The 24961-nt window shown below is 71.4% G+C and carries 20 protein-coding genes; 4 read left to right on the forward strand and 16 right to left on the reverse strand.

Going from position 1 to position 24961, the window contains the following annotated elements; all coding sequences use genetic code 11:
• Positions 1 to 240: 240 nt before the first annotated feature.
• The 6 genes from secA to mtrA all read right to left on the reverse strand — a co-directional run bounded on the left by secA (position 241) and on the right by mtrA (position 9628).
• Positions 241 to 3195, reverse strand: a complete 2955-nt coding sequence (gene secA / locus BLA60_RS39690) for a preprotein translocase subunit SecA (protein WP_075138258.1) — start codon at positions 3193 to 3195, stop codon at positions 241 to 243.
• Between the two features lie 212 nt (positions 3196 to 3407).
• Entirely contained in the window at positions 3408 to 4082 is a 675-nt protein-coding gene (hpf, locus tag BLA60_RS39695; RefSeq protein ID WP_075138259.1) for a ribosome hibernation-promoting factor, HPF/YfiA family, read from the reverse strand.
• A 681-nt stretch (positions 4083 to 4763) separates the two neighbouring features.
• Positions 4764 to 5417, reverse strand: coding sequence for a ComF family protein (locus tag BLA60_RS39700; RefSeq protein ID WP_075138260.1), 654 nt, complete (start codon positions 5415 to 5417; stop codon positions 4764 to 4766).
• A gap of 35 nt (positions 5418 to 5452) precedes the next feature.
• Positions 5453 to 7186, reverse strand: coding sequence for an LpqB family beta-propeller domain-containing protein (locus tag BLA60_RS39705; protein WP_084736070.1), 1734 nt, complete (start codon positions 7184 to 7186; stop codon positions 5453 to 5455).
• Entirely contained in the window at positions 7183 to 8922 is a 1740-nt protein-coding gene (gene mtrB / locus BLA60_RS39710) for an MtrAB system histidine kinase MtrB (protein WP_075138261.1), read from the reverse strand. Before mtrB ends, BLA60_RS39705 begins: the two co-directional genes overlap by 4 nt.
• Positions 8923 to 8950: 28 nt before the next feature.
• Positions 8951 to 9628, reverse strand: coding sequence for an MtrAB system response regulator MtrA (gene mtrA, locus BLA60_RS39715; RefSeq protein WP_075123969.1), 678 nt, complete (start codon positions 9626 to 9628; stop codon positions 8951 to 8953).
• Between the two features lie 136 nt (positions 9629 to 9764).
• On the opposite strand from mtrA, the gene BLA60_RS39720 reads away from it, so the two are divergent.
• Positions 9765 to 10247: a VOC family protein gene (locus BLA60_RS39720; RefSeq protein WP_075138262.1), complete on the forward strand. Its 483-nt coding sequence runs from the start codon at positions 9765 to 9767 to the stop codon at positions 10245 to 10247.
• On the opposite strand, the gene BLA60_RS39725 is transcribed toward BLA60_RS39720, so the two are convergent.
• Both BLA60_RS39725 and BLA60_RS39730 read right to left on the reverse strand, forming a co-directional pair.
• The gene (locus tag BLA60_RS39725; RefSeq protein WP_075138263.1) at positions 10244 to 10870 is read right to left on the reverse strand and encodes a dTMP kinase; all 627 of its coding nucleotides are present in this window, start codon (positions 10868 to 10870) and stop codon (positions 10244 to 10246) included. The two genes, BLA60_RS39720 and BLA60_RS39725, sit on opposite strands and share 4 nt — an antisense overlap.
• Positions 10871 to 10879: 9 nt before the next feature.
• Positions 10880 to 11623: a DUF1266 domain-containing protein gene (locus tag BLA60_RS39730; RefSeq protein WP_075138264.1), complete on the reverse strand. Its 744-nt coding sequence runs from the start codon at positions 11621 to 11623 to the stop codon at positions 10880 to 10882.
• 52 nt (positions 11624 to 11675) lie between these two features.
• On the opposite strand from BLA60_RS39730, the gene BLA60_RS39735 reads away from it, so the two are divergent.
• Positions 11676 to 12476: an META domain-containing protein gene (locus BLA60_RS39735; protein ID WP_084736078.1), complete on the forward strand. Its 801-nt coding sequence runs from the start codon at positions 11676 to 11678 to the stop codon at positions 12474 to 12476.
• On the forward strand, positions 12466 to 13044 hold the full coding sequence (locus BLA60_RS39740; protein ID WP_075138266.1) for a YdeI/OmpD-associated family protein: 579 nt from the start codon (positions 12466 to 12468) through the stop codon (positions 13042 to 13044). The genes BLA60_RS39735 and BLA60_RS39740 overlap by 11 nt, the downstream gene beginning before the upstream one ends.
• Positions 13045 to 13105: 61 nt before the next feature.
• Here the strand turns inward: BLA60_RS39740 and ahcY are convergent, their stop codons facing one another.
• Positions 13106 to 14596, reverse strand: coding sequence for an adenosylhomocysteinase (gene ahcY, locus BLA60_RS39745; protein WP_075138267.1), 1491 nt, complete (start codon positions 14594 to 14596; stop codon positions 13106 to 13108).
• A gap of 96 nt (positions 14597 to 14692) precedes the next feature.
• Here ahcY and BLA60_RS44100 point away from each other — a divergent pair, with 96 nt between their 5' ends.
• Positions 14693 to 17035 carry a hypothetical protein gene (locus BLA60_RS44100; RefSeq protein ID WP_154814938.1) on the forward strand — a complete coding sequence of 781 codons (2343 nt, stop codon included), beginning with the start codon at positions 14693 to 14695 and terminating at the stop codon, positions 17033 to 17035.
• 16 nt (positions 17036 to 17051) lie between these two features.
• Here BLA60_RS44100 and BLA60_RS39755 read toward each other — a convergent pair whose 3' ends face one another.
• The 7 genes from BLA60_RS39755 to BLA60_RS39785 form a co-directional block, all read right to left on the reverse strand.
• Positions 17052 to 18302, reverse strand: coding sequence for a glutamate mutase L (locus BLA60_RS39755; RefSeq protein WP_075138269.1), 1251 nt, complete (start codon positions 18300 to 18302; stop codon positions 17052 to 17054).
• Complete coding sequence (locus BLA60_RS39760) at positions 18299 to 19792, reverse strand: amino acid permease (RefSeq protein ID WP_075138270.1); 1494 nt, start codon at positions 19790 to 19792, stop codon at positions 18299 to 18301. The genes BLA60_RS39755 and BLA60_RS39760 overlap by 4 nt, the downstream gene beginning before the upstream one ends.
• 102 nt (positions 19793 to 19894) lie before the next feature.
• On the reverse strand, positions 19895 to 20845 hold the full coding sequence (locus BLA60_RS39765; RefSeq protein WP_075138271.1) for a cation diffusion facilitator family transporter: 951 nt from the start codon (positions 20843 to 20845) through the stop codon (positions 19895 to 19897).
• A 49-nt stretch (positions 20846 to 20894) separates the two neighbouring features.
• Positions 20895 to 22142: a mannose-6-phosphate isomerase, class I gene (gene manA / locus BLA60_RS39770; RefSeq protein WP_075138272.1), complete on the reverse strand. Its 1248-nt coding sequence runs from the start codon at positions 22140 to 22142 to the stop codon at positions 20895 to 20897.
• Positions 22142 to 23242 (reverse strand): hypothetical protein, encoded by a 1101-nt coding sequence (locus BLA60_RS39775; protein WP_075138273.1) that lies wholly within the window; start codon positions 23240 to 23242, stop codon positions 22142 to 22144. Before BLA60_RS39775 ends, manA begins: the two co-directional genes overlap by 1 nt.
• A 70-nt stretch (positions 23243 to 23312) precedes the next feature.
• A complete protein-coding gene (locus BLA60_RS39780; protein ID WP_075138274.1) occupies positions 23313 to 23519 on the reverse strand; it encodes a Trm112 family protein in 207 nt (68 codons plus the stop codon).
• 19 nt (positions 23520 to 23538) lie between these two features.
• Positions 23539 to 24897, reverse strand: a complete 1359-nt coding sequence (locus BLA60_RS39785; RefSeq protein WP_075138275.1) for a phosphomannomutase/phosphoglucomutase — start codon at positions 24895 to 24897, stop codon at positions 23539 to 23541.
• Positions 24898 to 24961 lie beyond the last annotated feature (64 nt).

The following is a 24961-nucleotide window of genomic DNA, read 5'->3' on the forward strand; positions in this document are numbered from 1 at the left end:
CCGGCCTCACCCACACGGGCACATCCCGTGAGGCAACGAACCCACCCACGCGGGCATCTTGACATGAGGCAACGGGGCTTTGCCGGTGGGGGTTGTGGACAACTCGGGGTGCGGTTGGGGAGTTGGGGCGTGGCCAGCGGGAGCACGGCGGGAGGCGTTGGGCGGGCGGGACTGATGCCACGAAAAATGCTCAGGGCCGACGACATTCCGTCGGCGGCCCTGAGCACGAACGTGAACCGGTCAGCGGCGGGGGCCCTTCTTGCCCTTCTTCGCCGCGTCGCGGGCGGCGGCTCGGCGGTCGCGGCGGGAGTTGCCGGGGGTGCCGGGCTTCTGGCCGTTGCCGGACTGGCCGCCTCGGGACTGGACGCCGCCGCCTTCGGACGGGCCGGAGTAGGTGTACTGCTCCGGTGGGCGGGTGCCGCCTCGCAGTGCGGGCGGGATCTTGTCCTCCTGGCGTGCCGCGGCGGCTGCTTCGGCCGCGGCGGCTGCCTGGGACGCGCGCGCCGCTGCCTGTTGGGCTCGGGCGGTGCGGTCACCGGCCGGCACCGGCTCGGCGGCGGTCTGCTGCTGCGGGTCGGCCACCTGCGCCTTGAACAGCAGCGTGATGCACTCCTCCTTCAACCCGTCGAGCATCGTGTTGAACATGTCGAAGCCTTCGCGCTGGTACTCGATCAGCGGGTCGCGCTGCGCCATGGCTCGCAGGCCGATGCCGTCCTTGAGGTAGTCCATCTCGTACAGGTGCTCGCGCCACTTGCGGTCCAGGACGTCGAGCATCACCAGGCGCTCCAGGCGGCGCATGCCGTCCGTGCTGGGCAGTTGGCCGTCGTCGCCGGGGACGCGGCTGTTGATGTCCTGCTCGCGTTCGTCGTAGGAGCGGCGGACGTCGGCGAGGATGGCGGCGAGGAGGTTCTCGGCGGTCAGGTCGTCGCCGCGCTCCTCCATGTCGTCGACGAGGGTGTCCCACTTGAGGGAGATCGGGTACAGCTCCTTGAGGGCCGACCACAGCTTCACGTGGTCCCAGTCCTCGGCGTAGCCGTCGGACGTCGCCTTCTTGATGTAGTCGCCGATGACCTCCTCGATCATCCGGTCGATCTGCTCGCGGAGGTCCTCGCCGGCCAGCACGCGCATGCGGTTGGCGTAGATCTCCTTGCGCTGCTGGTTCATCACCTCGTCGTACTTGAGGAGGTTCTTGCGGGCCTCGAAGTTCTGCTGCTCGACCTGGGACTGCGCGCTCTTGATCGCCCGGGAGACCATCTTCGCCTCGATCGGCTGGTCCTCGGGGACGCGCATGGTGGTCATCACCCGCTCGACGAACGCCGCGTTGAACCGGCGCATCAGCTCGTCACCCAGCGACAGGTAGAACCGCGACTCGCCGGGGTCGCCCTGACGGCCGGACCGGCCGCGCAGCTGGTTGTCGATGCGCCGCGACTCGTGCCGCTCGGTGCCCAGCACGTACAGGCCGCCGGCCTGGCGGACCTCCTCGGCCTCGGCACGCACGTCCTCGCGGGCCTGTTCGAGGGCGTCGGGCAGCGCCGCGGTCCACTCCTCGGGGGTCTCGACCGGGTCGAGGCCCTTGTCGCGCAGGGCGCTCTCGGCCAGGTGGTCGGGGTTGCCGCCGAGCATGATGTCGGTGCCTCGACCGGCCATGTTGGTGGCGACGGTGACCGCGCCGGCGTGGCCGGCGGAGGCGACGATCGACGACTCCTTCTCGTGGTGCTTGGCGTTCAGCACGTTGTGCGGGATACCGCGCTTGACCAGCAGCTTCGACAGGTACTCCGAGCGCTCGACGCTGGTCGTGCCGACCAGGACCGGCTGGCCCTTCTCGTTGCGCTCGGCGATGTCGTCGGCGACCGCCTCGAACTTGCCCTGTTCGGTCTTGTAGATCAGGTCGGTGCGGTCGTCGCGGATCATCGCCCGGTTCGTCGGGATCGGCACCACGTGCAGCTTGTAGGTGTTCCAGAACTCGGCGGCCTCGGTCTCGGCGGTACCGGTCATGCCGGAAAGCCTGTTGTAGAGCCGGAAGTAGTTCTGCAGGGTGATCGTGGCGAGAGTCTGGTTCTCGGCCTTGATCTCCACCTTCTCCTTGGCCTCGATGGCCTGGTGCATGCCCTCGCTGTAGCGCCGGCCGGAGAGCACCCGGCCGGTGAACTCGTCGACGATCAGGACCTCGCCGTCGCGGATCAGGTAGTCCTTGTCGTTCTGGTACAGCTCCTTGGCCTTGATGGCGTTGTTCAGGTAGCCGACCAGCGGGGTGTTCGCCGCGTCGTAGAGGTTGTCGATGCCCAGCTGGTCCTCGACGTAGGCCACGCCCTTCTCGCTGACGCCGATCGTGCGCCGCTTGCGGTCGACCTCGTAGTGCTTGCTGGCGATCTCGTTCGCGCGGGAGTCCTTCTCGCGGGGGGCCATCGCGGTGACGTCGATGCCCTGCATCCGGTCGACGATCCTGGCGAACTCGGTGTACCAGCGGGAGGACTGGTCGGCCGGGCCGGAGATGATCAGCGGGGTGCGGGCCTCGTCGATGAGGATCGAGTCGACCTCGTCGACGATGGCGAAGTTGTGGCCGCGCTGGACCATCTGGCCGAGGCTGGCGGCCATGTTGTCGCGCAGGTAGTCGAAGCCGAACTCGTTGTTCGTGCCGTAGGTGACGTCGGCCTCGTAGGAGGCGCGGCGCTGGTCGGTGGACATCTCCGAGAGGATCACGCCGACCCGCAGGCCGAGGAAGCGGTGCACCCGGCCCATCCACTCGGCGTCACGTTTGGCCAGGTAGTCGTTGACGGTGACGACGTGCACGCCGTTGCCGGAGATGGCGTTGAGGTAGGCCGGCAGGACCGCGGTCAGGGTCTTGCCCTCACCGGTCTTCATCTCCGAGACGTTGCCCAGGTGCAGTGACGCGCCGCCCATGATCTGCACGTCGAAGTGGCGCTGGCGCAGCACGCGCTTGGCGGCCTCGCGCACGACCGCGAACGCCTCGGGCATCAGCTCGTCGAGCGCGTCGAAGTCGGTGGCCTCCGGGTCGTCGTCGTCGACCTCGCGCAGGTCCTCGTAGCGCTTGCGGAACTCGTCCGTCTTGGCCCTCAGCTGGGCGTCGGTCAGGTCGATGACCGAGTCCTCGAGATCGTTGACCCTGTCCGCGATTTTGCGTACGTGCTTGAGCGTCCTACCCTCGCCTGCGCGGAGTATCCGGGACAGCACCATCAGGTCAACCTCGCTAGCTGAATCGTCACGCGCCCGCCGGCGGGCGCCTCGTCACTGCCATCGTAGGCGGTAACGCAGAGGCGGCGTCGTCGCTTGCCCGCTCGATGTTTCGACGGGTTTCCTCGGACTTGACCTCGGTCAGCTCGCGGGGCGTGCGGAAGCCCCCGGGCTGGCGACCCGGGGGCGTCCGGTGGTCGGGGTTCGGCGGGCGGTCAGACCAGCCGGATGACGCCGTAGTCGAAACCACGGCGGCGGTACACGACGGAGGGCCGTCCGCAGCTCTCGTCGTGGAACAGGTAGAAGTCGTGGCCCACCAGTTCCATCTGGTAGAGGGCCTGGTCGACGGTCATCGGGTCCGCCGGGTGCTCCTTCTCGCGCACGATCCGACCCGGGAGGTTGTCGTCGGTGTCCCAGCGTTGCTCGGGTACGGCGCCGTCGCCGGTGCCGAGGAAGTCCTCGGTCTCGGTCGGCGCGGGGAGTACGGCGGTCTGGGTCCGCCGGCCGTTGGTCTCGGCGACGGCGGGTGCGTCGACGGGTGTGCTGGAGGTGGCCTCGGCGACCGACGACGGGCTGCGGCGCCCGTAGTGGACGCGCCTGCGGTCGTGCAGTCGGCGGAGCCGGTTCTCGAGCTTGGTCACCGCGGCGTCCAGGGCCGCGTAGAAGTCGCCGGCGGATGCCTCGGCGCGGACGGCGGGCCCTCGGCCCATGCCGGTGATCTCGACGCGCTGGCAGTTCTTGGCCTGTCGACGGTTCGGTTCGTGGAACAACTCGACGTCGAAGCGGATGACCTTGCGGTCGTAGCGCTCGAGACGAGCCACTTTTTCCTCGACGTGCACCCGGTAGTGCTCGGGCACCTCGACGTTGCGGCCTTTAACGACGATGTCCATACACGACCTCCCTCGCGTGAGCGAGCTAGAGAGCGAACTTGGGCGCCGGAATCTGGGCTCCAGGATTGGTGGACGGCCAGATCGTGATAGGGCCAGAGGACTCGTTCCTCAGAGCTCCTCCGGCGCCAGGGTCATGGGCTTCTCGCCTCCTCCCTGCGAACCGGGAAAGCTGATAGCGGGCACGTTAGCTTGGCTTGTGCGTCCGCAAAAGCCCCCTCGGCGGGGGAACTTGGCTCGCCGGCGTCGCTTACGCAGAGCAACCCCGCCGCGGGGGGCCGCGGCCGGGTACGCGTGATCGTCCCACCGGCCGGGCGGAAACGGATTCGCCCAGCCGTACCAGGCACACCCTCGGTGTTCCGCACCGCGCGCGGCGGTGACGGTGGGGTGGTGTGCCGGTGGCTCATGCCCGAACAACGATCAGCATGACCCGGGAGTTCCCGGGATTATTTCACCCAAACGGAGGTATCCGAATGGTGAAACAGGTTCTCCCGCGACGTGTTCCGAACTGTCACAACGAGCCGCGTCACCCTCACGGGAAGTCGACAAAAATGCTTGCCGTCGGCGGAAAAAGACGGGTTCGGCGACTTACCGGCGAGTATTGCGGAATGGTGGCCAGGAGTGGTCGCCCGAACACGCTCGGCTGTCCCCGTATCCGGTGATCACGTTTCGTACCGTCACGATTCAGCCGGTCACCGTGAGCGCCAGGACGGCACTGACCGTCACCCCCGCCCCCGCCAGCGCCGCCACGCAGGCCGCCGCCGTCGCCCCGGTGGTGATCACGTCGTCCAGCAGGATCACCCTGGCCCCCCGGGAGGGCAGCCGGCCCGCCACGGCGTGCACGGACCCCGCCAGGTTCGCCGCCCGCGCCACCGCGTCCAGGCCCACCGAGTCCAGCGCACGGCCGTCCAGGCGCACCGCGCACGCCACCGTGACCGGCAGGCCGCGGCCGCGCAGCGACGCCGCGCAGCGCCGGGCGAGACCGGCCATGTGCTGGCCCCCGCGCCGGCGGGCGGCCGCCGGCCGCGACGGGGCCGGAACCAGCACCAGCGGACCGGCCCGGGGCGTCGCGCCGATCAGTCTGACGGCCGCCGCGACCGGTCGCGCCAGATGAACGGCCAGCTCACGGCGCGACCGCTCCTTGTAGGCCAGCACCGCCCGGCGCGGCGCACCGGCATAGTCGGCCAGGGCGTAGGCCGGCGGCAGGGACGGGCGGGCCACGGCGAACGGCGGACCGAACGACGCGGCGCACCGGCGGCACCACGGGCCGCCCGGCGCCGCGCACCCCGCACAGCGCGAGGGCAGGACCAGGTCGACCACGGATCGAAAAGAACGCATGGTCGAATGCTGGCACGGGCCACCGACAGAAAACGTCAGCCAGGGTAGAAGGGGATCGCGTCCGGGCTCTGGCCGTGCGCGTGCTGGCGCCAGAGCTGGCCGACGCCGGGCACCGAGGACACCGCCGCACTGTCGGTGACCAGCACGTCCCGGTCCGGCGCCGCCGCGATCGCCGTGATCGGCAGCTGCAGGTTGTTGCGGTCGAACACGTCGGCCTTCAACCCGTCCACCGACAGGCTGACCACCGGCGCCTGGCCCAGCTCGGTCGCCACCACCAGCGTGTCCTGGCTGTACCAGTCGACGCCGACGGCCTCCTGGATGTTCGAGGGCTGCAACCGGCGCGGGTAGCGCAGGATGACCGAGCCCTTCTCCCGCACCACCGACGCCACCGCCACCCGGTTGTTCGACACGATCGCCGCGCGGGTGCCGTCCCGGGACAGCCGCAGGTCGGTGATGGTGCCGAAGTTCGTCAGCTCCGAGGAGCTGACCTGCAGCGCCCGCCAGTCGTCGCCGCCGGTGCGCACCACCCGGATGACCTCGCCGTCGGCCACCGTCCACACCTCGGTCGGGTCGGCCTCCTCCGAGGTGCTGACCAGCCAGGTCGGCCTGGTCATCGTCCGCGCGTCGCGGTTGATCTCGCGCAGCTGCTCGCCGAGCTTGCCCAGCCGCAGCTTCGGGCCAGACGGGGTGCGCACCACCACCGCCAGGTGCGAGCCGTCGATCGACTGCGCCGCGCTGAGCACGTCGTACTCGCCGCTGCCCGCCGGGCCGTCGATCGGTTTGCCGTCGCGCAGCGACCGCACCCGCCCGTCGGCCACGACCATGCCGAGCTGGTCGGAGTCCGGCCTGGTCGGGGCGTCGTAGGACTTCAGGTCACGCATCCGCCAGTCGCGGTGCCCGGAGATCAGGTCCTGGCCGTCGGCCAGCAGCCGCAGCCGGTCGGAGGTCACCGTCAGCAGCGAGAGCACCACCTGCGCGGCCATCTGCTCGCGCTGCTCGATGGGTCTGTCGCCCACGGAGCTCAGGTCCACCACCAGCGACCCGTTCTCGTCCACCACCGCGTTGGTGCGCAGCGTGATGCCCTCCAGCGGTGAGACCACCGACCGGCGCATGGTGTCCGACGGGCCCGACAGCAGCACCGTGAGCACCCGCGATGGCAGCCCGCTGACCGGCTCGGCGGCCACGTAACGCAGGTCGGGCACGGTCACCCGGCGGTCAGGGTCGAAGTAGTACACGGTGACGGCCCGGTAGCTCGCCTTGAACGCCTCCAGCGGCACGAACACCGTGTCCGGCGGGTTGGCGATCCGCCAGGTGCCGTTGGGTTGCTTCACCACGGTCACGTCGTACTGCTCGTCCCCGATCGCCGGGGTGAACGAGTGGTCCTGGTGCATCCGGCCGAACAGGTTCATCTGCAGCACGACGGTCTCGATGCCGTCCGGCGGGGCGTCGGCGTCGCTGGCCTGCCGGTCGTTCACCGGCACCGTCGCGAAGGTGTCCAGGATGACCGTCAACGAGGTGTCGTTGCCCCACTCGCGGTCAGCCTCCTCGGTCAGGTACGCCGAGGCCGCCTCACGGTTGCCGGACTTCTGGATGAACTCCCGGACCAGGTCGAACGCGTCCAGGTCGGGGTCGGGCTCGGCGACCGAGGCCGGCGGCTGCTGCTTGACGTCGTCGCGCACCGCGTGCGGGGTGGTGCCTTCGGGGATGGTGCCGCAGCCGGCGAACAACAGCACCGACAGCACCACGAGCATCAACCGGCGGCGGGTCACCGGACCTCCTCCCACTCCGGGGACTGCGGCGGCACCTGCGGCGGGTCGTCGGACTCGGCGGGCACCGTGACCCGGATGGCGTCCTGGGCCACCGGGTCGGTCTCCACCACCTCGCCGGCCTCCAGGTCGGCGTCCGGCGGCGGCAGCACCAGCGGGCTGCGCTCGAACGGGTCGCCCTGGCGGCGCGGCAGGGTGAGCCGGAAGCACGCGCCCTTGCGCGGCTCGCCCCACGCGTCCAGGCCGCCGCCGTGCAGCCGGGCGTCCTCGACGCTGATCGCCAGGCCAAGGCCGGTGCCGCCGGTGTGCCGGTTGCGGGACGGGTCCGCCCGCCAGAAGCGGTTGAACACCAGGTCGGCCTCGCCCTGACGCAGCCCGATGCCGTAGTCGCGGACGGTGACCGCGATGGCGTCGGCGTCGAAGGCCATCCGCAGCCGCACCGGGCGGCCCTCGCCGTGGTCCACGGCGTTGGCCAGCAGGTTGCGCAGCACGCGTTCGATGCGCCGGGAGTCGACCTCGGCCAGCGCCTCCTCGTCGGGCAGGTCGAGCACGATCTCACTGCCGGCGGTGCGCGCGATGGTGCCCACGGCCCGCGCCGCGCGCACGGCGATCGGCCGCACGTCGACGTACTCGGCCACCAGCTCCTCGACCCCGGCGTCCAGGCGGCTGATCTCCAGCAGGTCGGCCAGCAGCGCCTCGAACCGGTCCAGCTCGTCGACCAGCAGCTCGGTGGAGCGGGACAGGCCGGGCGGGAACTGCTCGCGGGAGGCGTGCAGCACGTCGGCGGCCATCCGCACGGTGGTCAGCGGGGTGCGCAGCTCGTGGGAGACGTCGGAGGTGAACCGGCGTTGCAGGGTGCCGAACTCCTCGAGCTGGCGGATCTGCCGCTCGATGCTCTCGGCCATCTCGTTGTAGGACTCGGCCAGCTTGGCTACGTCGTCCTCGCCGACCACGACCATGCGTTCGTCGAGGTCACCGCTGGCGAAACGCTCGGCGGCCTGGGCGGCGGTGCGCACCGGGCGCACGACCTGGCGGGTCACCAGGTTCGCGATCCCGGCCAGCAGCAGCAACAGCACCAGCCCGCCGACCATCAGGGTCGACTGGACGACGCTGACCGTGCGCTGCTCGGCGGCCAGCGGGAACATCATGTACAGCTGCATCGGCTGGCTGGCCGTGCCGAACGGCGCGCCGACGATGAGGAACGTGGTCCGCCCGGCCACCCGGTCCACGGTGTGGATCTGCACGGACAGCTGGCCGCCCTGCACGAAGTGCCGCAGGCTCTCCGGCACGTCGCCGTAGCGGCCGATGGCGATCGTGTCGCCGGCCTCCGACATCGCCCGCGAGTCGCTGACCAGCACCGGCTCGAACGCGCCGGCCGCCGAGTTGGCGGTGCCCTCGCCGGGCGATGAGCTGGTCAGCTCGGTGATCGCGCTGGTCAGCCGGCCGCTGACGGCGTCGGACGGGTTGACCCCGACGAGCTGGGCCTCGACCACCTGGACCGCGTCGCGGGTGGCCGCGATCGCCGCCTGCTCCTTGGTGTCGAGCAGCCGGTCGGTGATCTGGTTCTGCAGGACCATGCCCAGCACCGACACCACGGCGGCCGAGAGCGCCAGCGTGCTGACCACGACCCGGATCTGCAGTGACCGACGCCACAGTTCGCCGAAGTAGGTCACCCGCTGGCGACCGAGGTCCACGGCCCGCGCGGTCAGCGCGGCCACGGTCCGCAGGAAACGCTTCACCCGGACCTCTCGGTCCCGACCGGTTCGGTCACGGCGGGCCGGCCTTGTATCCGACGCCACGCACGGTCAACACCACCTCGGGGTGCTCCGGGTCGGTCTCGACCTTCGAGCGCAGGCGCTGGACGTGCACGTTCACCAGCCTGGTGTCCGCGGCGTGCCGGTAGCCCCAGACCTGCTCCAGCAGCACCTCGCGGGTGAACACCTGCCGTGGCTTGCGGGCCAGCGCGACCAGCAGGTCGAACTCCAGGGGCGTCAGCTGGATCGCGACACCGTCCCTGGTCACCTCGTGCCCCGGCACGTCGATGGTGAGGTCGCCGATGCTGAGCATCTCGGCCGGCTCGGAGTCCGTCCGGCGCAGGCGGGCACGGACCCGTGCCACCAGTTCCTTGGGCTTGAACGGCTTGACCACGTAGTCGTCCGCGCCGGACTCGAGGCCGAGCACGATGTCGACGGTGTCGCTCTTGGCCGTCAGCATCACGATCGGCACACCCGACTCCGCGCGGATGGCCTTGCACACGTCGATCCCGTTGATGCCGGGCAGCATCAGGTCGAGCAGCACCAGGTCGGGGCGCAGCTCACGCAACGCGGGCAGCGCCCGGTTGCCCTCCGCGACCACCGCGGTGTCGAATCCCTCACCCCGAAGCACGATGGTCAGCATCTCGGCGAGAGCCGGGTCATCGTCAACTACCAGCACACGTGCCTTCATGCATACATCGTCGCACTTCGCGAGTGTCGCCCGTGGGGGACCCGCCCACCTTGCCCGGCCGAGGTGTAACGCCGGCCGTTATACAAACGTTTTACCAGATGACGGTTCAACGATGGGGGGCCATGGAGGGCAACGCATGGGCATCCGCCGGCTCAACCACGCCGTGCTGTACGTACGCGACGTCGACAGGAGCGCGGCCTTCTACCGGGACGTGCTCGGGTTCGTCGTCGTGGACCAGCGGCCGACGGCGGCGTTCCTGCGCGCGGCGGAGTCCGACAACGACCACGACCTCGGTCTGTTCGCCGTGCGCGGCGGACCCCCGGCCAGCGACGGGACGGTCGTCGGGCTCTACCACCTGGCCTGGTCGGTGAGCACGCTGCCGGAGCTGGCGACCTTCGCGCAGCGGCTGGCCACGGCCGGCGCGCTGGTCGGGTCGTCGGACCACATGGTGTCGAAGTCCTTGTACGGCAAGGATCCCGACGGGCTGGAGTTCGAGATCTCCTGGCTGGTGCCGCGCGACCGGGTCACCCCGGAGATGAGCGGGTCGCCGCTGATCGGCCGCCTGGACATCGACGCGGAGATCGAGCGCTGGGGCCCGGACCTGGTCGGCGCGCCCTAGCGCAACCGGTCGAGCAGCGCGGCGAAGTCCGTCGTGGCGGTGCCGTCCAGGACGTGCCACGGGCACAGCCAGTCGTCGCCGGCCAGGCCGTCGTAGACCGCGGCGACCCTGGTCTGCAGCGGCTGGTCGGCCTCCCAGGTGTCCCGGTCGCGGGCCTCTGTCCGCTCCCGGTGCGCCGAGCGGGCGGCGGCGACGTCGGCCGGCACCCGCAGCAGCAGGTGGGCGTCGGGCACCGGCAGGCCGAACCGGTCGATCTCGATCCGGCGCACCCAGTCGACGAACTCGCCGCGCGCGTCCTGGTGCAGCCGGGCCGCGCCGAACGCCGCGTTGGACGCGACGTAGCGGTCCAGCAGGACGACGTCGTTGTGCCGCAGGGCATCGCGCAGGTCGTCGGCGGCGGCGCGGCGGTCAAGCGCGTAGAGCATGGCCATGCCGTACACCTCGTCGCCGAAGCCGCCGAGGCGCCCGTGCAGGCCCTCGCGTACCAGGTCGGCGTGGATGTCCTGGCCGTAGCGCGGGAACGCCAGCCGGGCGACCCGCCCGCCGAGTTCGGCGGTGAGCTTGTCGGACAGGGTGCGTTTGCCGGCGCCGTCGAGGCCCTCGATCGCGATGAGTCTTCCCACGCGCTGAGCCTAGGAGAACGGGAGGTGCACCCAGGGACTGGACCGTTCGGTCATCAGCAGCCGGTGCGGGCCGCGCACCGAGACGTACATGTGCCCGTACTCCTCGCGGTCGAAGCGGATCACCCGGCCCAGCGCGTAGCCGGCGGAGAAGTCCGCCCACGAGGTGTAGGCGCGCCGGCACAGCGCCCCGGCCGCCAGCACCACCGCCTCGGCGGCGGTGTGGTCGCAGAACCCGCCGCCGTGGCCCCGGCGGGCCAGGCTGACCGCGCGGCCGTAGTCGTAGCCGAGCACCGAGTTGACCACGCCGCCCGGCGGCAGCACGCCGTCGGCGCGGAACCGCGCCTCGTAGCGGGTGATCACGCCGACCAGGTCGACCAGCTCCCTCGGGTCGCCCGGCTGGCCGACGGCCCAGTCGCGCACGGCGGCGCGCCAGGCGGTCGGGTCGACGGTGCCGGTGCGCTGGCGCAGCCGGCGGCGCAGGCCGAGCACCGCGTCGATCTCGGGGCCGACGTCCAGGCCGGCGAGCAGGTGGTCGGCCTGGCGGCGCCAGCCCTGCGGGGTGGTGATCCCCCAGCTGTCGGCCAGCGCCAGGCGGTCGTCGTCGAAGTCGCGGACCGGGTCGCCCAGCGCGTTCCACGGGCTGGACACGTGGACCGGGAGATGGGCACCGCAGGCGAAACCGTGCGCGAGCGGACCGTAGAACGGGCCGGCCGGGGTGGCCACCAGGCCCTCGACATGATCGCAGACCACCACGGCAGGAAAGTTTACGTGCAACGGGCACGGCTGGTGGGTACGTCCCAGAGGTATGAAACGTGCTGTGTTGGCGATGCTGGTGCTGTTCGCCGTAGCGGGCTGCGGCGAACAGCCGAAGGACACGCCCGGCGGGTCGTTCAAGGAGCCGGTCGAGGGCGACCTGTTATGGGGTCACACCTTCCTGCTCGCCGAGGCGGACACCGCCGGCACCGCCCTGGAGGGCACGGACCTGTCGCTGCGGTTCACCGACAAGCACGAGGTCCAGGCGCGCGCCAGCTGCAACTCGATGTCCGGCCCGGCGAGCCTGGGCGAGGACAACCGGCTCCGCCTCGACAACGGCATGTCGATGACCGAGATGGGCTGCGACGACGTCCGCCACGACCAGGACAAGTGGATCGTGACGTTCCTCGGCGCCGAACCGGCGGTGACGGTGACCGCCGAACGGCTCACGCTGACCGGCCAGGACGGCGTCGTCCTGGAGCTGACCGAGCAGTCGGTCGCCGACCCCGACCGGCCGCTGGTGGGTACCGTGTGGACGGTCGGCTCGCTGGTCGACGGCCAGACCGCCAGCAGCGCCCCGGCCGGCGCGCGGCCGGCGACCATGGAGTTCGGTGACGGGCGTGTCGACGTGTTCACCGGCTGCAACAGCGGCTCGGCGGCCTACACGCTCGCCGGCAAGACCATCACCGTGGAGCCGCTGCTGCTGACCAGGAAGGCCTGCGACGGTGGCATCATGACAGTGGAGTCGGCGATGGTCGCGGTGCTCACCGAACCGGTCAGCTACGACATCACGTCGTCGACACTGGCCCTGGACAACCCGTCAGGCAAGGGACTACGACTGAGTGCCGAGTGACCAGAGTGACCTGCCCGCGCTGACCTTCGCCTCCCAGGCGGAGTTCGCGCGCTGGCTGGAGCGCAACGTGGAGACCCGCGGCCTGTGGCTGCGGTTCGCGAAGAAGGACACCGGGATCGCCTCGGTGAACTACGCGCAGGCGCTGGCGGTGGCGCTGGCGCACGGATGGATCGACGGGCAGGTCAAGCGCGTCGACGACACCTACTACCAGCAGCGTTTCACCCCGCGGACCCGACGCAGCCGCTGGTCGAGGATCAACCGGGAGTCCGCCGAGCGGATGATCGCCGCCGGGGAGATGACCGAACGCGGCCTGCGTGAGGTCGAGGCGGCGAAGGCCGACGGCCGGTGGGACGCCGCCTACGCCAGCCCGAAGAACGCGACGGTGCCCGACGACCTGCGCGCGGCGCTGGACGCGAACCCGGCGGCCTCGGCGTTCTTCGCGACGCTCACCGGCCAGAACCGGTACTCGATCCTGCACCGGGTCGAGGACGCCAAGCGGGCCGAGACCAGGGCACGGCGGATCGCGACGTTCGTCGAGATGCTGGCCGAGGGCCGGACCCTGCACTGAAACAGCACTGAAACGACAGCCGGCCACGCCCCGAGGGGCGTGGCCGGCCGCGGTGTCCGACTCAGTAGCGGTAGTGCTCGGACTTGTAGGGGCCCTCGACGTCGACGTCGATGTACTCGGCCTGCTCCTTGGTCAGCTTGGTGAGCTGGCCGCCCAGCGCCTCCACGTGGATGCGCGCGACCTTCTCGTCGAGCTTCTTGGGCAGGCGGTACACCTCCTTGTCGTACTCCTCGTTCTTGGTGAACAGCTCGACCTGCGCGATCACCTGGTTGGAGAAGGAGTTCGACATCACGAACGACGGGTGGCCGGTCGCGTTGCCCAGGTTCATCAGCCGGCCCTCGGACAGCACGAGGATCGAGTGCCCGTCGGGGAACACCCACTCGTCGACCTGCGGCTTGATGTTGATCCGCTGGATGCCCGGGTAGCGGGCGAGGCCGGTCATGTCGAGCTCGTTGTCGAAGTGGCCGACGTTGCCGAGGATCGCCTGGTGCTTCATCCGCGCCATGTGCTCGACCATCACCACGTCCTTGTTGCCGGTGGTGGTGATGACGATGTCGGCCTTGTCCAGCACGTCCTCCAGGCGCTGCACGTCGTAGCCGTCCATCGCGGCCTGCAGCGCGCAGATCGGGTCGATCTCGGTGATGATCACCCGCGCGCCCTGGCCGCGCAGCGACTCCGCCGAGCCCTTGCCGACGTCGCCGTAGCCGCAGACGACCGCGACCTTGCCGCCGATGAGCACGTCGGTGCCCCGGTTGATCCCGTCGACCAACGAGTGGCGGATGCCGTACTTGTTGTCGAACTTGGACTTCGTGACCGAGTCGTTGACGTTGATCGCCGGGAACAGCAGCTCGCCCGCGGCGGCCAGCTGGTACAGGCGCAGCACGCCGGTGGTGGTCTCCTCGGTGACGCCCTTGATCTCCACGCCGGTCCGCGTCCACTTCTTGGCGTCGGCGACCAGCGAGTTGCGCAGCGTCTCGAGGATGATCTTCCACTCCTCGGGGTCGTCCGCCTCGGGCTGCGGCACGACTCCGGCGGCCTCGTACTGGGTGCCCTTGTGCACCAGCAGGGTCGCGTCACCGCCGTCGTCGAGGAGCATGTTCGGCGCCCCGCCGCCCGGCCAGGTGAGCATCTGCTCGGTGCACCACCAGTACTCCTCCAGGGTCTCGCCCTTCCAGGCGAAAACCGGGACGCCCTTGGGCTCCTCGGGGGTGCCGTGCGGACCCACGACGACGGCCGCGGCCGCGTGGTCCTGGGTGGAGAAGATGTTGCACGACGCCCAGCGAACCTCGGCGCCCAGCGCGACGAGGGTCTCGATCAGCACCGCGGTCTGCACGGTCATGTGCAGGGAACCGGAGATCCGAGCCCCACGCAGGGGGTAGACCTCCGCGTACTCGCGGCGCAGCGCCATCAGGCCGGGCATCTCGTGCTCGGCGAGACGGATCTCCTTGCGGCCGAACTCGGCCTCTGCGAGGTCGGCCACCGCGAAGTCCAGCTCACCGACCTTCCTGGCGTAGCGTGCCGTGGTCGCATCCTGGCTGTTGCCTGCGGTCATCCCGTGCATCCTCCAAACTAAAAAGCCATCGGCAGGACAGTACCGTTACTCGAATTTGATCGACTCGAGTGGCTATGGAGCAGTGGAGGCATTCTCTTGTTGACTCCCGGTCCCGACACCCGTGTCGTCGAACTACGCGTCCACGGGGCGATGGGCACCACCCCCGAGTCGCTCGTCTCGGCCGTCGCGGCCGTGGACGTCGCCGGGGACGGGGTGGGCCGGTTCGTCCGCCCGGCGGACCGGTTGCTGCGCCCCGCACCCGGCCCGATGCTGCGCGCGGAGGGCCAGTCGATCCCGAGGGTCGTGGAGGGCTACGTCTGGGGCGGCATGACCTCGGGCGGGGCGGCGAAGGCGACGTGGGCGTTGCTGTTCCCGTTCTCCCTGGCCAACGTCGCGCACTGGATGCTGCCGCCGGCGCCCAGCGGCCACCGTCTGGCGGCACGCCTGGCGGCGGCGAACCGCACGCTGCTGCGCCTGGCCGGGGCGCTGCTGACGATGTTGCTGGTCACCCAGGTGGCGGTGGTGAGCCTGGACCTGATCGCCGCCCAGTGCCTGGCGCCCGGCGCGCGGTGTCTGACGGCGGTGCCGGACTGGCTGCGGTCGGCGTACCTGGTGCGACCGGTGGTCGGCCTGCTCCCGGTCCTGGCGACGATCCTGGTCCTGCACCGCGTGTCCTGTGTGGCCTGGGACACGGCACGGTCGGCCGACAACCCGCCGCCGACCCCGCCGAACACCCGCGTCCAGCTTCCCGGCACCAACCTGGCGGCCGACCCGGACACTCCGACGTTGCGCGCCCTGCACCTGGTCGCCGCCCTGGCCACCGTCGCCCTGCTCCCCCTGGGTGGCCCGTTCGCCTCGACGTCCGGCGTGCCGGCCGCGCTGTGGGCGGTGTCGCTGGCGCTGCTGGTGGTCGCCCTGACCGGCGTGCTGCTCCTGGACGACCCCGCCGGCGCCGAGCCCGCCCGGGCCGGGCACCGGCTGCGCGTGGTCCTCGGCCGCCGAACCCGCCGCGCGATGCTGGCTGTCGGGGTGGCGCTGGTCGCCGCCTCGGCGGCCGTGCAACAGCCGCTGCCCGCCGCCCTCCCCGGTACCGACGCCACGGTCGAGGCCGTGGCCGCCGCGCTGGTGGTCATCGTCGTGGTCCTCGGGCTCCTGCTCATCCCCGCGGCACGGATCGCCCGAGCCGACTGGCGCACCCTGCCCCGGTCGCTGCGCCCGTGGGCCGGCGGCTGGATGTCGGCCCCCGTCCTGGCCCTGGCGGCGCTGTTGGGCGGTGGTTTCGGCGCCGGCCTGGCGATCGCCGTCCAACGCCTCATCGGCTTCGAAGTTCCCGCCGGCTACGAGTCGGTGACGTTGTTGTGGGGCGCCGCCGCCATCCTCGCCCTGGTGGTCGCCGTCGTCGCCGTCGCCGTCGCGATGACCAGACTCCGAACGGGAACCCTCACCGACGACGAAGCCGTCCTGACCCTGCTGCACCAGGACAACCCCACCGACCTCCCGAGGGCCGCGAGGGCCTGGCGGTCGGCGACGTGGCGCCGCCGGCACACCCACCACGCCCTCCTCGCCACGGCCGCCGTGCTGGCCGCCGGCGCCACGGTGTCGATCGTCAACCGCCTCACCGGCGGCCACCTCCCCGCCTGGACCGAGCCGTTGTCGGCCCTCGGCGTCCTGACCCTGGGTGTGCTGGCCGGTGCCCTGCTCCGCGCCGTCCACAACGCGGCACGGGCGCCGGAAGCCGGCCGCCAACTGGGAATCCTCGCCGACCTGGCGTCCTTCTGGCCGCGCGAGGCCCACCCCATCGTCCCCCCGTGCTATGCCATGAAGGTCGCCCCGGAACTGGCCGCCCGCACCGCCGAGCACCTCCGCGACCCCGGCACCCGAGTCGTGCTGACCGGCGAGAGCCACGGCAGTCTGCTGGTGACCGTCGCGGCCGCCAGAATCCTGAACTCCCTCAACGAACCCGAACGCCGCCGGGTGGGTGTGGTCACCGTCGGCTCCCAACTCCAATGGGCCTATGCCAGGGCGTTCCCGGCGGTCCTCCCGCACACCGCCCTCGCCACCCTCGCCGGCGAACTCGGCACCCGCTGGCGAGCACTGTGCCGGGGCACGGATCCGTTGGGCGGCGCCGTCACCACCTGGGAGCAGGGCGTCTACGACCGCACCCTCCTCGGCCTTGGCCTGCGCCCCGACGGAACCACCGGCCCCCTCCCCGAGGCGACCCGGGCTCCCCACGGCGCCCTGGTCCTTGGCCTGGACCACTGGCTCCCCGACCCGGCCCCCAGCCCCCTGGCCGGCCGCCGCTGGACCCCCGGCCTCCAACGCCACGCCAACTACACGGCGGATCCCGAATGGGACCGCGCGGTGGCCCTGGCCGCCGGCCTGGACCCGGCAGAACCCACCGTGGGCGCCTTCGAGGCCCTGCTCCCCTCCCCTCGCTGACACACGACGAAACGCATCAGGCGAACCGCGACAGCAACCCATCCCCGACCCCGGAAAACCCTCCCTGGACAAGCAATCCAGCGGGCGCCAGAACCCCGTCCCGGTCAACGACGAACGAGGCCCCCCGGACATGGGCCCCCAACGCCGCCCGAACGAACCCCTCGAACACCGCCAGGTCACCGGCGTGCCGAAAAACCCCGCCGGACAACACCACCAGCTCGGCCCCCCGCGCCCCCAGATGCCCCGACACCATCGCGACATGCCGCCGAACCCCCACCACGACAGCCAGTGCCGCCAACCGAAGGTCGGTCTCCCGCTCAGCCACGGAATCAGGAACGAACGACACCGTGGACGCCCGCTCACCAGCGGCCGCCCTCAGCTCGCCAGCCCCGTCGAGCCGCTCAGCCACCGCCGCCTCGACCAGTGACGGCGCCCCCACCCGCATCCCCAGATCGCCTTCCACCGTCCGCCGCCCCGCCGGCAACCCGACGGCCGACACCGGCCTGTCCCCGTCGGCGACCGCCGAGTACACATCCGTGGTGGCCCCGCCGACGTCGACCACCAGCACGGACCCGGAGAAGACCCCGGACAACCGAGCGACCCCCGACAACACGGCATCCGGAGTGACCGTCCGAACCATCCGCCGAAACCGAGGGCCTCGGGACAGCCCCTTCCCCCCGATCACGTGCCGCAGGAAAACCTCGCGAATGGCCCCGCGGGCGGGCTCCGGCGCCAGTTCGCCCACGTCGGGCAGAACGTTCGCCGTGGCCACCACCCGTCGCCCGGCCAACGACCCGAGCGCGGCCTCGCGGACAGCGGAGTTGCCGGCCAGCACGATCGGCACGGCCACCCGCGCCGCCCCCAACCGCCCCGCGTTGTGCGCCAGCACCCGCTCGTCCCCACCGTCGGTCCCACCGACCAGCAGCACCACGTCGGGCGCCGAGGCCCGCACGGCCCGCACGTCGGCCGGCGTCAGCATCCCGGCGAACACGTGCACCACCTTCGCCCCGGCCGAGAGCGCCACCCGGTAGCCCGCCTCCGCGCTGATCAGCCGTTCCTGCCCCACCACCGCCAGCCGCAAACCCCCACCGGCCGACGAACACGCCAGCACCCGACCCTCGCCGAGCGCGTCCGTGACCGACGAGACCCCGTCGAGCACCTCGGGCGGCGTCGTGCGGTGCTGGGCCGTGCCGAGGACGTCACCGCCGGGCGAGACCAGCACACCTTTCGTCCAGGTGGAACCGACGTCGAGGCACAGGAAGGTCACCGGTCATTGGTAACACGCCGCCCCACCAGCGAGTGCCGACGCCCGTAGGCGAAGTAGACCACCACCCCCAGCACCATCCACACCGCGAACCGGATCCAGGTCAGCACCGCCAGGTTCAGCATCAGCCACAGGCAGGCCACGATCGCCGCCACCCCGATCACCGGCAGCGCCGGCACCCGGAACCCGCGCGGCAGGTCGGGATGGGTCCGCCGCAGGATCATCACACCCCCGGAGACCAGGATGAACGCGAACAGCGTGCCCACGTTCACCATCTCCTCCAGCTTCCCGGCCGGGAAGAACGTGGCCGCCGCCGCGACCAGGCCGCCGACCAGGATCGTGGCCCGCACGGGGGTGCCGCGCGTGCCGGTCCTGGCCAGCGCGCGGGGCAGCAGCCCGTCGCGGGACATGGCGAACAGCACCCGGACCTGGCCGAGCATCAACACCATCACCACGGTCGTCAGGCCGGCCAGCGCCCCGACCGAGATCACGTTCGCCGCCCAGTCGACGTCGTTGAGGGCGAACGCGGTGGCCAGCGTCCTGCTCTCGCCGCCGGTCGTGGCCAGGTCGGTGTAGGGGACCATGCCGGTCACCACCAGCGACACCGCGACGTAGAGCACGGTCACGATCACCAGCGAACCCAGGATGCCCCTCGGCACGGCCTTGCGCGGGTTCCTGGTCTCCTCGGCGGTGGTGGCGACCACGTCGAAACCGATGAACGCGAAGAACACCAGCGACGCCGCCGCCAGCAGCCCGAACACGCCGAACGCACTGCTCTGGCCGCCGGCCAGCCACGAGAACACCGTCTGGTCGACACCGCTCGCGCCCGTCGTGCCGGACTCGGCCGGCGGCAGGAACGGGCTGTAGTTCTCGCCGCGGACGAACGTCAGGCCGAAGAAGATCACGAACAGCACGATGCCGACCTTGATCGCCGTGATCACCATGCTGACCCGCGAGGACACCTTCGTGCCGACCGCCAGCACCACCGTCAGTACCACGATCAGCAGCAGCGCCCCCCAGTTCACCGTCAGTCCGCCGACGGCGACACTGCTGGTCACCCCGTCGCCGAAGAGATAGCCCAGGACCGTGCGCAGGTACTCCGACCAGCCGGTCGCCACCGCCGCCGCGCCGACCGCGAACTCCAGCACCAGGTCCCAGCCGATGATCCACGCCGCGAACTCGCCGAACGTGGCGTAGGAGAACGTGTAGGCGCTGCCGGCCACCGGCACCGTGGAGGCGAACTCGGCGTAGCACAACGCCGCCAGCCCGCAGGCGGTCGCGGCCAGCACGAACGCCACCGACACCGACGGTCCGGCCAGGTCACCGGCGGTGCGCGCGGTCAGCGTGAAGATACCGGCGCCGATGACGACCGCGACGCCGAACACGGTCAGGTCCCACGCGCTCAGGTCCCTGCGCAGGCGCGACCCTGGTTCGTCGGTGTCCTTGATGCTCTGGTCGACCGACTTCGTCCGCCACAGTCCGGTTCCGGGCACCGCGACCTCCTCTGGTGTCCGTCCATGGTCGGACGGGGAGGCGGTGCCCGCACGGTGAGCCGATCAGGCCGCGATGACCAGACCGCGATGGTCAGGCGATGGTCAGGCGCGGTCGGGGGCGATCGACTCCGGGGCGCGCTCGGCGGTGCTGCGTTCCAGGTCGGGCTCCAGGTAGATCAACCTGGCCGAGGCGACCGTCGAGCGGATTCGCGACTCGGCGCGGTCGATCTCACCGGCCACCTCCGCGAGCGACAGGCCGGGCTCGAGCGCGATCTTGGCGGCCACCAGCAGCTCGTCCGGGCCGACGTACTGGGTGCGGATGTGGATCAGCCGGGTGACCTTGCCGCCGACGACGGCCGCGTTGATGGCGTCGAACTCCTTGGGGGTGGCGCCCTCGCCGATCAGCAGGCTCTTCATCTCGATGATCAGGATGATGGCGATGATGCCCAGCAGGATGCCGATCATCAGGGTGCCGACACCGTCCCAGACCGGGTCGCCGGTGATCACCGCGAGGCCCACGCCGAACAGCGCGAACACCAGGCCGAACAGGGCGCCGGCGTCCTCCAGCAGCACCACCGGCAGCTCCGGGGTGCGGGACTGGCGGATGAAGCCCCACCAGCTCACGTCGCCCTTGATCTTGCGGGACTCGACGATCGCGGTCCGGAAGCTGAACGACTCCAGCACGATCGCCACCACCAGGATGACCACCGCCACCATCGGGGCGTTGAGCTCCTCCGGCGCCTGGAGCTTGTGGACGCCCTCGTAGATCGCGAACGCCGAGCCAAGGGTGAACAGCATCAGCGCGACGATGAACGAGTAGAAGTACCGGTCGCGGCCGAAGCCGAACGGGTGCTCGCGGGTCGCCGCGCGCTTGGCGGTCTTCTGGCCGAGCAGCAGCAGGCCCTGGTTGGACGTGTCGGCCACCGAGTGCACCGACTCGGCCAGCATCGACGACGACCCGGTGATCAGGAAGCCGACGAACTTGGACACCGCGATCCCGGCGTTCGCGAAAAGCGCCGCCAAGATCGCTTTGGTTCCGCCCCCTGCAGCCACGGCAACTCCCCTACCAGAGTCTGATTTGTCGCTTACAACGAGCGAGAGCTTAAAGAGTCGCCACCCGGGCCGTTTCGGTACCCACCGTCGCGGCGAACACCCGGACGTGCCGCCCGTCGGTGGGAGTCAACACGACGTCGGGGTCCGCCGCCGGTAACCACAGCGACTCGCCCCTGGCGAACTCCACCGTCTGGCCGCTGACCGACGCCGCCCGCACCGCGCCGTCGACGCAGATCATGATGCGCGGCAGGCCGCCCTCCAGCTTCACCTCGGCCCTCGGCTCGTCGCGCGCCCACTCGATCCGGGACAGCTCGAACTCCGGCGCCGAGGTCCGGTACACCCGCCGGGGGCCGACCGGCTCGCCGGTGGTGACATCCATGTCGCCGTAGCCGAAGTCCAGTACCCGCAACAGTTCCGGCACGTCGACGTGCTTGGGGGTCAGGCCGCCGCGCAGCACGTTGTCCGAGTTGGCCAGCACCTCGACGGCCGTGCCGTGCAGGTAGGTGTGCAGGTTGCCGGCCGGCAGGTAGATCGCCTCGCCCGGCTCCAGCACCAGCCGGTTGAGCAGCAACGCCGCCAGCACCCCGGAGTCGCCGGGGTAGCGCTCGGCCAGCTCCAGCGCCGTGCGGCACTCCAGCTCGAACGCGCCGTGCTCCTTGACGTGCTGCACACAGGTGTCCAGCAGGTCGGGCAGCAGCGCGTCGATCGAGGGCTGCGGCAGCGTGATCCACGTGGTGAACAGCGCCCGCAGCCCCTCCTGGTTCGGCTCGCCGGCCAGCAGGTCGACGTACGGGGCCAGCGCCGGGGTCTGGATGGCGCGCAGCAGCTCCACCGTGCGGTCCGGCGAGCGGAAACCGGCCAGCGCGTGGAACTCGGTGAGCGCGCACAGCAGTTCCGGCTTGGCCGTCGGGTCGGGATAGTTGCGGTTGCCGGCCTCGCGCGGGATCCCGGCCTGCTCCTCACGCGCCCAGCCCTCGGCGGCCTGCCCGGCCGACGGGTGGGCCTGCAACGACAGCGGCTCCTCGGCCGCCAGCACCTTGAGCAGGAACGGCAGCCGCTCGCCCCAGCGCCCGGCCACCGACGGCCCCAGCTGGCCGGCGGGGTCCTCGGTGAGCACGTCGACCAGCGACCGCTCGGTGCCGTCGGTGTGCAGCACCGTCGACGAGTCGCCGGGATGCGCGCCCAGCCATAGCTCCGCCTCCGGGTGCGGGGCCGGGACCTCCCGGCCGAGCAGCGCGGCGATGGTGGTGCGCGAACCCCAGGCGTAGGGCCGAACGCGATTCCGCAGCAGGTGCACTAGTGCTCCCTGGGCCGTGCCGGCGCGTAGAAGGTCGAGCCACCGGTGGTGCCGGCGGCCAGGCCGAGGTACAGCGCCGCGAGTTGCAGGCGCAGCGCCAGCACCGCCGCGCAGGTCGTCTCGTCGGCGGTGATCTCGTCGGACACCGACAGCAGGTCGGCGGCCGGGAAGGTGTCCACGGCCAGCCGGCGCACCGGGTCGGGCGCGGCGGCCCGCACGGCGATCAGGAACACCCGCAGCGGCGAGACCTGCGCGGGGTCGAGGTCGTCGGGGTCGGCGAAGATGTCCGCGCCGGCCGACGCGCGGGTCGCCGCCCGGTGCAGCGCGGTGCGGCTCGCGGCCTGCGGGTAGGCGGCGACGTCACACACCAGGTCGGTGTGCGTGGCGATGGCCTGCGCGGCGACCCCGCCGACGGCGGTGGCCACGTCGTCCAGGCCCCACAGCAGCGGGGTGCGCTCGGCCAGCCGCAGCGCCAGCGACTTGGCCGGGTTGACGAACGTCTCGTGCTGGCGGTGGCCGCGCTCGGCCTCCCGGTCCAGCTCGTCGGCGACCAGGTCGAGGTCGGTGCGCAGCAGGTTGAGCGTGGTCGCGGTGATCAGCCCACCGGCCAGCGCGCGGGTGAACCCGAGCCCCGGCGGCACGTGCACGCGCGGGGTGACCAGCACGGCCCGCCCGGCCGCGGCGGCGGCCACCGGACCGTCCTCCGGCGCGGTCAGCACCACCCCGGCGCCGTAGCGGCAGGCCCGGTCGACCGACTCGGCCAGTTCGGTGTCCCCGGCGTCGTCGGTGTGCGCGACGACCATGTCCAGCGGCCCCAGCCACGGCGGCGCGGTGTCGGCCAGCACGACCGGAACCGGGCAGGCCCGGCCGAGCAGTGCCCGCAGCAACCGGGCGACCACGGGGCTCAGGCCGGGACGGGTGATCAGCACGAGCGCGCGGGGCGTGGCGCCGGCGTAGCGGTCGAGACCGGCCTCGCGGGCGCCCTCGACGGTCGCCCGCAGCTGGGCGCCGGCCATGGCGCTGGCACGCAGTAAGCCGTCGACGTCCACCTCGGCGATCCGGTCGAGATCGTCGAGAAGGGTGTCGTCGACGGTGCTCACGACGCCCCCTCGCAGGCTCGGTGCCGCCGCTCGCGGTCGCCCTGTGACATTGGTTCGCTCGCAAGCTCGCTCACGACGACCCGGAGGCGCCCGGCTCGATGGCCTCGTCGAGCAGCAGGACGGGGATCCCGTCCTGGACCGGGTACTGCCGCCCGCACGAGGTGCAGGTCAGCGCGTCGGCGTCCGGGTCGGTCGGGGTGCCCACGGTCAGCGGCGCGTGGTCCTCCGACGGGCAGGCCAGGATCTCCAGCAACTTGGGGTCCAGGGCAACGGCCATGGCGTGCTCCTCCAGTTTCTCAGGCGCGGACGATGGCGAGCACCTCGTCGCGCAGGGCGGCCACCGCCGAGTCGTCCGCGGCCTCGACGTTCAGGCGCAGCAGCGGCTCGGTGTTCGACGGCCTGAGATTGAACCAGCCGCCGCCGGGCAGTTCCACCGTCAGCCCGTCCAACTCGTCGGCGCGCACCCCGTCGCGGGCGGCGAAGGCGTCCTTCACCGCGGCCATCCGCCCCGCCTGGTCGCCGACCGTCGAGTTGATCTCGCCGGAGGCGGCGTAGCGGCTGTAGGCCGAGGTCAGGGTCGACAGCGGGCCGTCCTGCTCGCCGAGCGCCGCGAGCACGTGCATCGCGGCCAGCATGCCGGTGTCGGCCTTCCAGAAGTCGCGGAAGTAGTAGTGCGCGGAGTGTTCGCCGCCGAAGATGGCGCCGGTGGTGGCCATCTCGGCCTTGATGAACGAGTGCCCGACGCGGGTGCGCACGGGCTTGCCGCCGTGCTCGGCGACGATCTCCGGGACGGCCTTGGACGTGATCAGGTTGTGGATGATCGTGCCGCCGGGGTCCTTGGCCAGCTCCCGCGTGGCGACCAGCGCGGTGATCGCGCTGGGCGGCACCGGCTCGCCGCGCTCGTCGACCACGAAGCAGCGGTCGGCGTCGCCGTCGAAGGCCAGGCCGGCGTCCGCGCCGACCTCGAGCACCTTCGCCCGCAGGTCGACGATGTTCTTCGGGTCCAGCGGGTTGGCCTCGTGGTTGGGGAACGTGCCGTCCAGCTCGAAGTACATCGGCACGACGTCGATCGGCAGCCCGTCGAACACGGCCGGCACGGTGTGCCCGCCCATGCCGTTGCCGGCGTCGACGACGACCCTCAGCGGCCGCGAGCCGGACAGGTCGACCAGTCCGCGCAGGTAGGCGACGTAGTCGTGCAGCAGGTCGCGGGTGGACAGCGTGCCCGGCCGGGCCCCGGGGGTCGGCTCGGTGCCGGCCTCGACCTCGCGCTGGATGTCGGTGAGCCCGGTGTCCTGGCCGACCGGCGCGGCCCCGGCGCGGCAGAGCTTGATGCCGTTGTACTTGGCCGGGTTGTGGCTGGCGGTGAACATGGCGCCCGGCAGGTCGAGGCTGCCCGAGGCGTAGTAGAGCATGTCGGTGCTGGCCAGCCCGATCATCACGACGTCGGCGCCCTCACGCAGCGCGCCGTCGGCGAAGGCGCTGGCCAGTTCGGGCGAGGAGGCCCGCATGTCGTGGCCGATGACGATCGCGCCGCGCTCGCCCAGCACCTGGCGGGCGAACGCCGCGCCGATGTCCCGCACGACGTCGGCGTCGAGCTGCTCACCGACGATCCCGCGGATGTCGTAGGCCTTGAAGACGCCGGACAGGTCACGCACCAGTGCTCCCCGATGAGGTCAACGGATTTGCTTCGAGCCTACCGGCGGGCCGGTCCCACCCTGC

Source organism: Actinophytocola xinjiangensis, from assembly GCF_001921215.1.
In the GTDB taxonomy this organism is placed as follows: Bacteria; Actinomycetota; Actinomycetes; order Mycobacteriales; family Pseudonocardiaceae; genus Actinophytocola; species Actinophytocola xinjiangensis.